This is a genomic window from Massilia psychrophila, assembly GCF_002760665.1.
Classification (GTDB): Bacteria; Pseudomonadota; Gammaproteobacteria; order Burkholderiales; family Burkholderiaceae_D; genus JAFCUW01.
Genome location: NZ_PDOB01000022.1, coordinates 13,496 through 26,693, shown reverse-complemented (window position 1 = coordinate 26,693; position 13,198 = coordinate 13,496). Strand labels below are relative to the sequence as shown.

General features: G+C 57.5%; 11 protein-coding genes and 1 tRNA gene. 6 read left to right on the top strand and 6 right to left on the bottom strand.

Annotation, left to right across the window (positions count from 1 at the left end):
- Positions 1-72 precede the first annotated feature (72 nt).
- The gene (locus tag CR103_RS13950) at positions 73-399 is read right to left on the bottom strand and encodes a hypothetical protein (protein WP_099916587.1); all 327 of its coding nucleotides are present in this window, start codon (positions 397-399) and stop codon (positions 73-75) included.
- Between the two features lie 429 nt (positions 400-828).
- Here CR103_RS13950 and CR103_RS13945 point away from each other — a divergent pair, with 429 nt between their 5' ends.
- The 3 genes from CR103_RS13945 to CR103_RS13935 all read left to right on the top strand — a co-directional run bounded on the left by CR103_RS13945 (position 829) and on the right by CR103_RS13935 (position 3,550).
- Positions 829-1,200, top strand: coding sequence for a plasmid mobilization protein (locus CR103_RS13945; RefSeq protein WP_099916586.1), 372 nt, complete (start codon positions 829-831; stop codon positions 1,198-1,200).
- The gene (locus CR103_RS13940; RefSeq protein ID WP_143752612.1) at positions 1,197-2,819 is read left to right on the top strand and encodes a relaxase/mobilization nuclease domain-containing protein; all 1,623 of its coding nucleotides are present in this window, start codon (positions 1,197-1,199) and stop codon (positions 2,817-2,819) included. The genes CR103_RS13945 and CR103_RS13940 overlap by 4 nt, the downstream gene beginning before the upstream one ends.
- 401 nt (positions 2,820-3,220) lie before the next feature.
- Complete coding sequence (locus CR103_RS13935) at positions 3,221-3,550, top strand: H-NS histone family protein (protein ID WP_099916584.1); 330 nt, start codon at positions 3,221-3,223, stop codon at positions 3,548-3,550.
- A gap of 212 nt (positions 3,551-3,762) precedes the next feature.
- On the opposite strand, the gene CR103_RS13930 is transcribed toward CR103_RS13935, so the two are convergent.
- Together CR103_RS13930 and CR103_RS22745 are read right to left on the bottom strand one after the other, a co-directional pair.
- A complete protein-coding gene (locus tag CR103_RS13930; protein ID WP_099916583.1) occupies positions 3,763-4,761 on the bottom strand; it encodes an IS481 family transposase in 999 nt (332 codons plus the stop codon).
- 840 nt (positions 4,762-5,601) lie between these two features.
- Entirely contained in the window at positions 5,602-5,772 is a 171-nt protein-coding gene (locus tag CR103_RS22745; RefSeq protein WP_180279396.1) for a hypothetical protein, read from the bottom strand.
- 1,864 nt (positions 5,773-7,636) lie between these two features.
- Here CR103_RS22745 and CR103_RS13925 point away from each other — a divergent pair.
- The 3 genes from CR103_RS13925 to CR103_RS13915 are packed head-to-tail and all read left to right on the top strand — an operon-like array spanning position 7,637 to position 9,531.
- Positions 7,637-8,206, top strand: a complete 570-nt coding sequence (locus CR103_RS13925) for a hypothetical protein (protein WP_099916582.1) — start codon at positions 7,637-7,639, stop codon at positions 8,204-8,206.
- Positions 8,203-8,460 carry a DUF4224 domain-containing protein gene (locus CR103_RS13920; RefSeq protein WP_143752610.1) on the top strand — a complete coding sequence of 86 codons (258 nt, stop codon included), beginning with the start codon at positions 8,203-8,205 and terminating at the stop codon, positions 8,458-8,460. Before CR103_RS13925 ends, CR103_RS13920 begins: the two co-directional genes overlap by 4 nt.
- A gap of 12 nt (positions 8,461-8,472) precedes the next feature.
- Positions 8,473-9,531 (top strand): phage integrase, encoded by a 1,059-nt coding sequence (locus CR103_RS13915; protein WP_099916580.1) that lies wholly within the window; start codon positions 8,473-8,475, stop codon positions 9,529-9,531.
- Between the two features lie 173 nt (positions 9,532-9,704).
- Here CR103_RS13915 and CR103_RS13910 read toward each other — a convergent pair.
- The 3 genes from CR103_RS13910 to CR103_RS13900 form a co-directional block, all read right to left on the bottom strand.
- A tRNA-Ser gene (locus CR103_RS13910) sits at positions 9,705-9,794 on the bottom strand.
- A gap of 53 nt (positions 9,795-9,847) precedes the next feature.
- Positions 9,848-11,905, bottom strand: a complete 2,058-nt coding sequence (locus CR103_RS13905) for a putative bifunctional diguanylate cyclase/phosphodiesterase (RefSeq protein WP_229443059.1) — start codon at positions 11,903-11,905, stop codon at positions 9,848-9,850.
- The gene (locus CR103_RS13900) at positions 11,906-13,099 is read right to left on the bottom strand and encodes an EAL and HDOD domain-containing protein (protein ID WP_229443058.1); all 1,194 of its coding nucleotides are present in this window, start codon (positions 13,097-13,099) and stop codon (positions 11,906-11,908) included.
- Positions 13,100-13,198: the final 99 nt, after the last annotated feature.

Sequence of the window (13,198 nt, the reverse complement as noted above, 5' to 3'; positions counted from 1 at the left end):
AACAGGATCAAGCTGCATATAAATATTATGAGTGCCCAGCCACTCGGGAAAACGAACGTACTCCGTGCCGCGCTAGGGCTGATATAAGAGCTCCTGGAGCCGCACATAGTCCCCGACGTTATCATAACAAACCACTGCATTGGCTTTGCGAAATTCCTCAAGACAGGCGCGTAAGTCGTCACGTGCAGCGTCATATAACATAGCACGTCCAGGCGCTTTATTTAAATTCGGCAAGACATTCGCGATCACGAATTCGTTGCAGATTGTCCGATCAAAATCTGTAATCTCGACATAATATTCTTGCGGTGGACTCGTGCCAGCAACAAGCGACATCGAGATTAGGTCGAGGCCGACAAAATCAGAAAATTCAGTATCAAGGAAGATGTTGAGTCGGGTCATTTTTAATTGGTGAACTCACGTTAATGCGCAATGGGATCCAGGCGCCGGCCAAGACCTGCTGACTGCAGGTACCCGCCTTTCCTCCCCCGCAGCCCCCCCTCGCGCCCGCCAGGGCGGCTGTAATCGCTTAAGCGATTGCAGCCTCTCTTCAGTCTACCGCACCCCCATTTTCGACGACGAACAACGTTGCCGCCCCCGTCCGGCCGAGGCACTTATTTCGTCGCCGGCACGAAAAACCCGCCGACGTAGGGTCTCCGGCTAGGTTCTGATTGGCAACGCATGTTAGCGTAGACGCAATAGTTCGAAAGCAACAGCAGGTTAGTAGCAAGCCATGTTTCCACTGCGCGGAAACTCACCCCGGCGCTTCGCTTGGGGTGACCTGCCCTCCGGGGGGAAATACCACCCGCTGCGCTCACTAAGGAGAAAACTATGACGGAAACGAAAGTAAGATCCCGCGGCGGCCGCCCGCGTCTACCAGCAGCGGACGTGCGCTACAAGAGCGTTAACGTGGCCTTTTCGCGTGGTGAGCACGCTCATCTGTGCGAACGCGCCCTTGCGTGTGCGATGCGCCTGGCGGAATTCGTGCGTGAGACAGCGCTATCGCGCCGCCTTCCTTCGCCCCCTGCGCCCGCTGTTAATCGCGACCAATACGCATCGCTCGCTCGCTTATCAGCGAATCTCAATCAGCTTGCGAAACATGCAAATGCTGGTCGTCAGGTTATCGTCGCTGACGATCTTTTAATTCATATGATCGGTGAAGTTAGTCGGCTTCGCTTAGACCTGATTGGAGTAAGAGAGTGATCGCTAAAAAGAAAATAGGCGCTGGCTTTCGGGGTGCACTCGAATACGATCTGGGGAAATATGGTGGCCAGCTATTGTATACAAATCTCGCCAGTGTGCAGTCCCGCGCAATGGCGAAGGAATTTGGCCGAATCCGCAAACTTCGTCCCAATCTTAAAAAGGCGGTCTTGCACGTCTCTATTTCTGCCGCGCCCGGCGAAAAGCTTTCCGACGCACAGTGGATAGAAATTGGCAATAAATACTTGAAATCCATGGGCCTTGAGGAAAGCCAATTCGTTGTAACGCGTCATACCGACACTGACCACGAGCATATTCATATCCTTGCCAATCGAATCAGATTCGACGGAACTGTGGTCAGTGATAGCAACGACTACAAGCGTCAAGAGAAGCTAATGCGCGAGCTCGAACGAGACTACGCATTAACACCGGTCGGCGCGAGCAAAGAAGCTGCTCATAAGGCGCTAACAAATGGCGAAGTAGAAAAAGCTATACGCCTCGGCGAGCGGCCTCCGCGCCTTATTTTGCAAGAACTTGTGACCGCTGCAACAGGAGGGCGTCCCAGTACAATCGAATTTGTGCGCCGGCTTGAGGCCAAGGGCATCGGCGTAGTCGCAAACATTGCGAGCACTGGGAAAATGAACGGATTCAGTTTTACATTTTCCGGCGTAGCGTTTTCGGGATCGAAACTGGGCGAGAAATATAAATGGTCTGAACTACAGAAAGTTATCCAGTATGAGCAAACTCGCGATAGTGAACAACTTGCCGCACGGGGTAACGCAGCACGACGAAATGCAATTGCGGAACGAAATCGAGAACTTGGCGATAACGGATTCATCGCTGTCGCAATACGATCAGTTCCTGCAGAACATGCCACCGTTCGCTCGGCTGCCCCCATGCATGACAGCGACATTAAAAATGACGAGCACGCGCGTCGAGTTGATCGAATTATCACTCAATCCTCTCTCGAAGAAGCTGGGCGCGGTGCCGATGCAGGCAGGAAAGCAGAAAACGCTCTTCGAAAAGATCATAAAAAAATAGCGCTCGATTCCCGCTTGCGCAGGCCTCTGTTCGCGAATATTCCAGCGGATATTCCGCAATCTCGAAGCAGGCATCGTCAGCAGATGCTGGAGAAAACCTATGGGCAGTCATCAGAGAAGCTCGCGAAATATTGGCGCGTCGATAAATCACTTGAAGGCGTCGTTTTCACAAACCGGGACGGTCGGGTCGTTGACCGGGGGCTTAGTATTCACTGCGACAGGGGCAACGGCAAAGAGATCGAGGCAATGATCGAGCTTGCGAAAATAAAAGGATGGAGATCGCTCACGGTGCGCAGCGGAAGCGATGATTTCAGGTATCGCGCGATGACTGCATTGCTGCGGGCAGGATTCGACGTCGTCGCAAATACTGCGTGTGACCGAGTGATTTTGCAGAAGGCAAGAGATGACTTGGCGGGCGTGGGCGGCAGCGCAATCGGTCGCATCAGCCGGCATAACGTAGCTATCGAGAAAATTCCTGTCGACGCTGGAGCAGCGGTTGAAACGCACGTCCCTTCACTGCTTGGCGGAGAAGATCAACGCGCCGAAGCGCGCCAAGCGAATAGGCAAATCCGGCTGAAGTGAAATACTTCGAGGTTCTCAGGCTTAGCGGATACCGGTTAGTAGCTCGGTGCCACCTCGTTAATAAGCTACCGCGGCGGTAGAAAATCGGTCATCGCGGGCACAGACTTGCCGTGTCGAATTTTAGACGATCGCCGTGTTTGCAAACACTACCTGGTACTGGTCCGCCTCGAGAACTCCGCCCTCCACTGAAATCACTGACTATCGATAGCTCATGAGGAATTCGGAAAGACTGTCCCTTCTGCTTGAGCTTTCAAAGCACCTTCCAGATTTCCTTGCTGATAAACGCGGCCTTCCGCACGATAGATCGGGTTAGCGCGAAGATATGAGACAATTAACATCGACTTTTTCAAAGTCGCCCCTACTCACATATAAAAGTACCAACAACCAGAACAGACAACTCAATGACAAACCCAACACTCGCACAACTGCAAGAAAAATATGCAGAACTCGAAGCGACCTATAAACGACAGCGCGCCGCGCTAGAAAAAGAAATGGCCAGTGTGAAAAAAGCTGGCCAGGCGGACGCGGTTGCCAAAATCCGCTCGATGATGAGTGAATTCGGTATTGCACCAAGCGATCTCGGCGTTGGCAAAAAAACGAGTAAGTCGTCGAAGTCGTCAGGCAACGTCCCCGCAAAATATCGGGGCCCGAACGGCGAAACGTGGACGGGTCGCGGTCGGCAACCGAAATGGCTCGGGGACGATCGTGAACGGTTTCTTATCAAAGACTGAATCGTCCGATCTGACGGTTCCCGCCGTTGCCTCGTGTGTACCCGCGCTGCAGGCACAGTTGGCGCGGATTGGCGAGCTCTTAGCCAGCCTGCCCGACGACGTCGACGAATGAGCTTAGTAAGCGACGAGGAGGGCGTCCCGCGCATGAAAGCATGCGTCGGCAGCGATCCACCGCTCGGCCGGGTGCGACAATGCGTTGCTTGACGCGTTGGCTAGGTGTCAAGACCCGCTTGGTTATAGACGCGTTTAGCGAATAATTCGGGCCTTTTCTCATGCCATTTCTTGAGCGCCTGGATCGGAGTTTGATGTTCCAGTGCGCGCTGCGGGATGTTGTTGTTGTAAATCTTGAGGTAGTTGCGCAGAGTCGATTCGAGCTCGGCGGCAGAACCGAAGCGGGTCTGATTGACGATCTCGCTGATGCGGCCGTTGAAGCGTTCGACCATGCCGTTGGTTTGCGGATGGCGTGGCGGAATGAGGCGATGCTCGATCGCCAGGTCTTTGCAGAGCACGTCGAATGCGTGCTTGCCAGTAGGTATGCGATCGCCGCTGACGGGGTCTTTCTTCCTGCTGGTAAAACGGTCGGTGAACTGGCTGCCGTTGTCGGTGAGTAGCTTGACGATGTTGATCGGACAGGCGTTTTTCACCTTGATCAAGAAATCGGTGCTGCTGCTGTCGGACTGGTCGGCATAGATTTCCATGAAGACCCAACGGGTTGCGCGGTCGATGGCGACGAACAAATAGCGTCGCGCAGTCTCGTCGGGCATTTGCGGCAAATACTTGATGTCTATATGAAGGTAGCCCGGTTCATAGTCCTTGAACGTCTTCTTGGTCGCGGGCTTCTCGCCCTCGAGGACAGGGACCAAATCGCGCAGGTCTGAGACGCCGTGGCGGCGCAGGCAGCGCCCCAGGCCGGCGCGCGAGACGGCCGGATTAATAAACTCACGTGTGACTGCAAGCAGGTCGTCGGTGGGCAGCAGGAGCGTCTCGCGCAGCGCCACCACGATCAGTTCTTGTACAGGCGTGAGCGTGGTGTACATCGTGATCGGATTGTGGGATCGGTCCACCGGGCTATCGCGATCCTGCCACTTGCGAATCGTCTGGCGCGTGACATTATAGAGCCGCGCGAGGGCCGCTTGAGACAACGTCGAGGTACGGATCTCTTCACGGATCAGGTGGGTTGTACGCGCTTGGCTATGCAGGGCTTGTGTCATGAAGTCGCCGGTGGGTTGTCGTTGATTGCATTGTACGCAGGGCGTCTCTGGCTTTGAACAGTGGCCAACTACGCATGGGTACATGATCCCACGAATCTAGACAGCTAGGCGCGTGTCGCGTCGCTTGTTCGCGGTTCATCCACGAGCGTGAGGGTTACCGCGAAAACCCTCCTCAACTTGAGATATTGCTCGTGGACGAACTTCACGCGACAGCCAATGACCACTCTTTCGAAAATCACCCCTCTCGACGAGTAGCAGTTTGACCTGTTTCATGGCTTTCCGGCAGCTTCCCGCGCGCCAGTATTGAGGACGGCTCGACAGCGGACGGCGATTTGTCACAGGCGCTCCGAAGGCTATCTTTGTGGGCGCCACACTTTTGCCCGACTACCTCAAGCAAACTGGCAAGGTTGCCGCATTTACCGTCGCTAACCTGTTCGACTAACGAGACTGAAGTGTTGTCGAAGGCCGCTGTGCGGCTGTAGCGCTCCGGAGGCCACTGGGAACTCTTCGACCGTTTATGGTCTCTCCAGAGTCGTTGTTAGCCTTCTTCCACGGGTCTTGCACCGACTAATCCGTCATCTCCAGTGAGATCAACATTTCAGCATAGCACTGAAACTGGCTCAAAATAGAGTTGCAACGCCCGGCCGTGCGGGGATTTGCAGCGTCCTCGCGTGCGGGGAACGGGTGTCTCAGGAGCGCAAGGACGCCGTTGGTAACGGTTCTTTTACGCGCTTACGGCTAATAGCGATGCGTGTCTGGGACGCAATACGTGCGAACGTTTCATCGCCGCGCGTGCGGGACCGGAAACTGGTCGACATGACGCCAGTGTTCGACAACGATTCATCCCCGCGCCTGCTGCGCCACCCACCGCAGGACCATCGCGAGCGGCATGTCATTGTCTTGCCGAAAATTTTCCAGCAGCGGGCCATACGCGAGCACGATTGAAATCGCAACGTGGCGGTGCGCGACTTTCAGATTGCCGCCCTGGGCGATGAGAGGTTGCAGCACCATCGAACTGATCGGGGAGCCGGTTGAGCGCCCTAAGTTGCACGCATGGGTCGCCACCTGTCGTGCGGGCTTCCGCAACTGCGCAAGCGCGCGGGGCGACGAAAGTCGAGATCTCTAACAACATCCACAAACAGCTCGATATCTGGTTATGAATGATCAATGAAATTTTCAGCTAACCTATCAGTTCCGTTCATAATTTTTTTAGATATGAGCTGCAGTCCGTTGAATCTAAATATAAATTCGGCGCCTGATATATTATATATTCTCAATAATTTTTCTTAGGTACACTCAAAATTGCGAGATAGTTCGTAAAAATTTCGGTTCATTCTGTCTGTTGTGGGCATGTCGATATCAACGCTTTGTGTCGATACGATCTTTTATTTTCGATTTTTACGAAAAAACTACAGGAAAGTGGTGCCGCCGCCCGCTTATCACGCCGCAGATGATAAGGTTATGAAAGTTTCCTCAGTTGCGTTGGGGATATGGCCTTTTGCCACCGCATCAGGTCATGACAGTCAATTTTACACGTCCTAACGGGTCCTGACTGCGTGCGTGATGAGCGTACCTATTCTGGTCCTTGCCCGGTTCGGATTGGCTGTGACTAGCGAAATAGAACGAGGTTTGCACGAAGGTTCGCGCCATGTAAAGACAGCCGTGCAGCTCGTCAACGAGCGACTTTACTACTGCATAATGTTGACATCAAATGCAGCTCTGCACCAAAGTGCAGAGCAAATAGCCTTCGCCACAAAACTTCGTGGCTAAGGGCTTGTTTGCTCTGCGTTTCCAAAGACCGCGTCAGCGGTCAAGAAACGCTGCAAATCTTGAATGGTAGATTATCGTTTTTAAGAGCTTGGGGATAGTTAACGACACGAGAGACAAGCAGCAAATCTGGCGAATGCCGAGGCACGACGAGGGTTGAGTGCGCCCAGGTGCGGTTAAGCAGAAGGAAGAGTGCTGCAAGTATCATAAAAGATTTCGATTTCGTATACGCATTTTTTGAAAATTTGCTGATTTTGCGAGTAACCGGAAGTGCTTTAATCATGACAAAGTAGCGACGCTGCGGCTCCTTTTCCGAAAGTATGATGCATGCAGTTATGCTAAATTATCTCATTGATACGGGGAAGCTCAATGTGACGCATTAGTAGCTGTCTAGCTTTCTGGCCGTACCGAGTAATCACTCGCCAATCTAACCGACGCCATAGTTTCCATATTGAAATAAATGTTGCTACGGTTACCTCAAATGAGAAATAAATATGTGAAACAGGTGAAAAAGTCGTGTTTGCAACACCGATGCCAAAAAAACAGATAATGTAGTAAAGAAATTTGCGGTTGCCAGGTGAACCACGAGGTGGTTCTGCCGCATGTGAGGCGATAGGCTAACGGAATCAGTACGTGGTCCGTTAGTTGTAGTGGTCAGCGTGGATCCGCCACGTAATTCAGTCCATTATTCGGCACACGGGCTGGGGCCACACACCTTAAACTTTCTATGACACCTCAAATCTTTTGGGCAGGATTCATGGCAGGCGCCCAGCCGAGCGGTCGCCAAAATGCCGGAGTCAGCAGTCGATATCTGCAGCACGGCCATAGCGACCGCAAAAAATATCATGGCGCTGCGGTCGCAACCCGCCCAGTTGGGAGCGTATGGTCGCTTAAGGGAAAGATTCGATGCGCAGCGGGAAAAGCGTTTGCGGCGTACCGCACCGGCGCGCGGCTAATGGAAACAATCCGCGCGGATAATCTAGTACCCCTACAACTGCCCGAGTCAATATGTCATGGTGACCAGGACACGGGTAAAAGCTGCGGATCGAGGTCCGTGGCCTGCGATAGAACGATTATTGCCGTTGCCACTACCCCTGCCCCGAAACCGATGCATGCGAAGACTGAAGGTATGAATCTCAGCTTCGACGAACCATCGCACCTTATCGGCCGTACACCCAACAGCCACTCGTGCATGCGCCGCCAGTCTTCGATCGAAGCCCCCCCGGCTGGGCCGAGTGGCCGCAGACACAATGTGGTGCGCGTGCGCGCTGTGATTGCCGCAGAGCTGGATGAATCCTTGCAGCAGCTCCTTCGGCGAGTTAAGCCGCTGCTCGGGGGAATCAGCGAACAGATCACCGACATAATAGCTATTGTCGCTCAGCAGCTAGCGCTGCCTTTCGGTGACGTGCCGATGCTCTACCCACGGACGATGACGCGGGCACTTACACATGTGTTGGGCTTCCCGAACTTCCGTACAAGCCCCATCGCGCACGTCTTTCGAAAAGCAGGTTTTGCGATCCCGACGCAATCTAAGGCCGAACATGCCTTTATGCTCGATAGGTTGATTTGCGCCGCGCTTGCCCATGGCGAAGGTTGGGCGGAGGTATTCAGTACCGACGTCCGCACCCAGCTGGACATCGTCGAAGTGAAGAATCCAGCGGCGCAGGCGGTCCCGTGAGCGCGATATTTGAAATGACACTGCCTTCTGAAACCCTCAGCGATGAGGAAGTCAGTGATATCTCTGGCTGCAGCCGAAAGAATGATCAGGTGGACTGGCTTACGAAAAATGGTTGGGTGTTCCTGCTGAACCGCGCAGGGGCACCGAAGATTGGTCGTTTGTACGCCAGGCTTCGACTGACCGGAATCAATCCAGCCACGCTGAGCACACCAGCAGCAGCAGGCTGGAGCCTTGACACATCAAAAGTACGATAAGGAAAACCCACGATGCGCCCCAAAACCACTGGAAAGAAGCTGCCGCCACGGATGGTCGCAAGACGCCGCAGCCGCCAATCCGGCACGATCTGGATCGGCTACTACTACAGCGGCCGGGACAAGGACGGCAAACGGGTCGAGCTGCCGCTGGGGACAGATCTGAACGAGGCGAAGCGCAAATGGGCCGAGTACGAGGGCAAGCCTGTGCCCGCCAACGTGACGCTGATGCAGTTTGTCTTCGACCAGTACATCAAGGACATCCTGCCTACCAAGGCGGCAAGCACGCAACGCGAAAATAGCGGATCGCTTCGGCAGCTGCGCGAGGCGTTCGACAAGGCCCCGATCGACGCACTCACACCCCAGGACATCGCCCGGTACCGCGACGCACGCACGGCGAAGGTACGGGCGAATCGCGAAGTCACGCTGCTGTCGCACGTCTTCAACATGGCGCGCGAATGGGGCTATACCAAGAACGAGAACCCATGCCGGGGCGTACGCAAGAACAAGGAGAAGCCGCGCGACTTCTACGCCGACAAGGACGTCTGGGCCACGGTGCACCAGGTGGCCTGCCTCGAGCTGCAGGACGCCATGGATCTGAACTACCTGACGGGCCAGCGGCCAGCGGACGTGCTCCGGATGCGCGACGCCGATATTCGCGACGGCTCGCTGCACGTCAAGCAAGGCAAGACCGGGAAATTCCTGCGCATCATGCTCGAGGAGAATGCGGTTAAGTCGGAGCTGGCCAGCGTCGTCGAGCGCATTCAGGGCCGGCCGGGTCGCAAGGCAGGCAGCTACCTGGTCACGTTGCCGAGCGGCGAACAAGTCAAGAAGTGGCACCTGCGCGTCCGCTTTGACGCGGCACGCAAGACCGCTATCGAAGCGTGCACGAAGGACGATAACCTTGCCTTGGCCGAGCGCATCAAGGCGTTCCAGTTCCGGGACATCCGCGCCAAGTCGGCCAGTGAGATCGTCGACATGACGGCCGCCAGCGCCCTGCTCGGTCACACCGAAAAAGACATCACTGAGCGGGTGTATCGACGCATTGGCCAGGCCGTGCGGCCGACGAAATAAAAAAAGCCCGGATCGCTCTGGGCTTTTTCAATTAACGTGGAAGTCTACGGGGAACGTAGGTTGCGGAACTCGGTTCCGCAACTAGACCCACGAAGCACCGATGATCGATGTTTTTGAGCAGCAAATGCCCACCCGTTAAAACAAAAAAAGCCCTTTAGTATCAAGGACTTAAGTGGCGGAAGCGGTGAGATTCGAACTCACGAACGGCTCACACCGTCGCCAGTTTTCAAGACTGGTGCCTTCAACCGCTCGGCCACGCTTCCTGCAGACCCGCATTATACATAAATCACCCAAGCGCCGGTAGCGCCTGTGGCCGCTATTCGACCAGCAGCCAGTTCTCGCGTAGCGCCGTTTCGAATTCGAAAGGTGGCAGCGGGCGCGAGAACAGGTAGCCTTGCACTTCGTCGCAGCCGGATTGGCGCAGGAACTCGAGCTGTTCAACCGTCTCGACGCCTTCCGCGATGACCTTGTGGCGCAGCTGCTGGCCGATGCTGATGATGGTGGTGGCGATGGCGCAGTCGCTGGCGTCGGACGGCAGGCCGGTGGTGAAGGAGCGGTCGATTTTCAGGGTGTGGATCGGGAAGCGCTTGAGGTACGAGAGGCTCGAGTAACCAGTGCCGAAATCATCGAGCGACAAGGTGACGCCGAGCGCGTTGATCTGGTCCATGATGTCGATCACGCGCTCGATGTCGTGCATCAGCGCGCTTTCGGTGATCTCGAGTTCGAGCCAGACTGGGGCCAGTTCGTAGCGCGCCAGGGTCGCGGCCAGCCGGCCCGGCAAGGCGGCGGTGAACTCGCGCGCCGAGACGTTGATGGCGATGCGCAGCGGCGGCATGCCGGCGCGCTGCCAGACGGCCGCTTGCGCGCAGGCCGCTTCCAGCACCCACTCGCCTACTTGCACGATCAGGCCGGTGGTTTCGGCTAGGGGAATGAAGTCGCCCGGCGGTATCAGGCCGCGCTCGGGATGACGCCAGCGTACCAGCGCTTCGGCGCCGATGATGCGTCCGCCGTCGATCTGGAATTTCGGCTGGTAGTGCAGCAGCAGTTCGCCGTTGCCCAAGGCGTGGCGCAGGCCCGATTCGATCCGCATGCGCTCGTGCATGCCCCGGTTCATGTCGAGGCTGTAAAACGCCACGCTGTCCTCGAGAGTGTCATGACCGCGCTTGGCGCGCGCCATGGCGATGTCGGCCAGGCGCAGCAAGGTTTCGGCGTCGCCGCCGTCTTGCGGATAAACGCTGATGCCGATGCTGGCGGCGACCCGCAGGTCGTGGCCTTCGATGACGAAGGCATCGACCAGCGAGGCCTGCAGCTTCTGCGCCACCGTGGTGGCTTCGAAGTGCTGGCGGATGTCGAACAGACCGACGACGAATTCGTCGCCGGAGATGCGGGAGACGATGTCTTCGTGGCGCAGCACGGCGCGAAAACGCAATGCCACCTGGCGCAGCAGTTCGTCACCGATCCTCCGGCCGAGGGTGTCGTTGATCCACTTGAACCGGTCAAGGTCGATGAACAGCACGCAGCCCGACGTTGCGTTGCGTTGCGCCACCGTCAGCGCCTGATCGAGCAGCTTGGTGAGCAGGCTGCGATTGGGCAGCTTGGTCAGCGCGTCGTAATAGGCCAGGTGGTGCAGCCGCTCTTCGGCCTCCTTGCGCCCGGTAATGTCGTGCAGATAGGCGATCAGGCCGCTCGACCGCCCGTTGGCGTCGCACAGCCGCGACAGCGTCATGCTGGCCCAGAAGACGTCGCCACATTTCTTGCGGCGCCGCACTTCCATCACGCGCCCGCCCTGCTCGGCGAAGCGGTCGTGAACATCGGCCTCCTCGTCGGTGTACAGGAACAGGATGTGGTTGCCGATCGCTTCGACCGCGCTGTAGCCGAACAGCCGCTCGGCGCCCTTGTTCCAGCTGGTAATGTAGCCAGTCAGGTCGAGCGTGAGCACCGATTCTTCGATCTGGTCGAGCACCTGCTGCTGCTGGGCCAGTTGCGCCTCGACCTGGACGTAGGCGTGGGCGGATCGTTGCGCCAGCGAATGAACCTGCAGCAGGCTGGCGGTCAGCCTGGCCAGGCTGGCCAGGTGGTGGCGGTCGGTCGGGCCGAAGTTGGCGCGGCCGAACACCTTGTAGCTGCCGAAATAATTGCCGTCGCAAGTGACGTTCTGGCGCAATTCGCCGCCGATGTCATCGATCTCCTTGTGACCGTCATCGTCGCCCTCGCCCGGCTCGAACACGCCGTACGGACTGGCCAGCAGGCAGCGTGCGATGCGGCCGAGTTCTTCGTCGAGCACCCTGCCGCGCAGCCGCAGCACCGCTTCGCACAGCGCCGCGCTACTGGCGATGAAGTCGGATTCAGGGTAAGGGTCAGCGCGCATCTGCATCTACAGGTTCCGGCTGACCTGGATGGCCCAGCGGTAGGCGTGCAGCTGGCTTTGCCACCAGTGCGGCGGCGCGACCCCGGCGGCCTGCAGACCGGCCAGCGTCGGCGCCGGCGTTTCGACCAGCGCCAGCAGCTGGCCAAGCTCGCCGCGCCGCTCGATCAGGGCGCAAGCGTTGCCAGGCGCCAACTTCAGGGCGGCGGCGATCTCGCCCATCGAAATTCCCAGCAGCACGTCGAGCAGCGAAAACACGCCGATGGTAAACGCTGCGTTCTGGGCGTCGCGGTCGCCGCCGCGCTGCCTGCACAGCGACTCCATCTGGGCGGCGCGGGTTGCCGCCACCGGCAATAATGGATTGGGCAAGCCGTCATCGCGCTGCCGCGCATACAGCAACAGCTGCATCCAGCGCTGCAACTGGCGCCGGCCGAGCCGGCCGATGGCCTGGTGGAGGTTGGTGATCGGCGTGCCGGGCGCGAAGGCGGCCGAATTGACCAGCTTGAGCAAATGGTAGGACAGCGCCGGGTCTTGCCTGATCAGGATTTCGATGTCGCGGGTGTCGGCGTCCTCTGCCAGCAGGCCGAGCAGCGAGAGCAGGCTTTTGCGCGCGCAGCCGCCATCTGCGTCGTCTGATGGCGCCGGATGGAGCGGATACGCGCCACTGAACCAGCCGAAGCCGGCTTGCTCGCAAGCGTCGCGGCGCGCGGCGTGGTTTACGCCGCGCGCCAGGTGCGGGCCGTACAGCGCCAGCAGCGCGCCCGGCACCGGGCCGCTGGCGCCACCGGTGCAATCACGCGAGACGGCGCGTAAATTCGGCGGCAGCAGCACGCCGGCCGGCGTCGAGCCGTCGATCAGGATGCGGTAACCCGCTTCCTGCAGCGCGGCCATGGCGCGGCAGGCGGCAGGGTCCAGCAACGCGCCGGCGGCAATCGCGAACAGCACGCGGTTCGACGGCAGCAGCGCCAACAAGGCCGGCGTCAGGATCGCGGGGGTGGAAACGAGCAGCACGCAGTCGAGCGGGGCGAGCGCCGTCAATAGCGCGGATGTGGCGAACACGGCTTGCCAGGCGGCGGTCGGGTCTTGTGCGCCGGCATCAATGCACAGGGTCAGCGCCACCCACTGATTGCCCGCGTTGGCCGCAGCTTGCATCTCGACCAGCGGTAACAGGGAATCGGGCGCGTCCATCGGCATTCTTTTCATTTTGCGTTCAATCAATACTAAAGCAGCAATTGATGGAAGGCAATCTCTTAATTGCCATGTGGACATACTGTCGTAAGCTGACGTCACTACTTTCGTGCA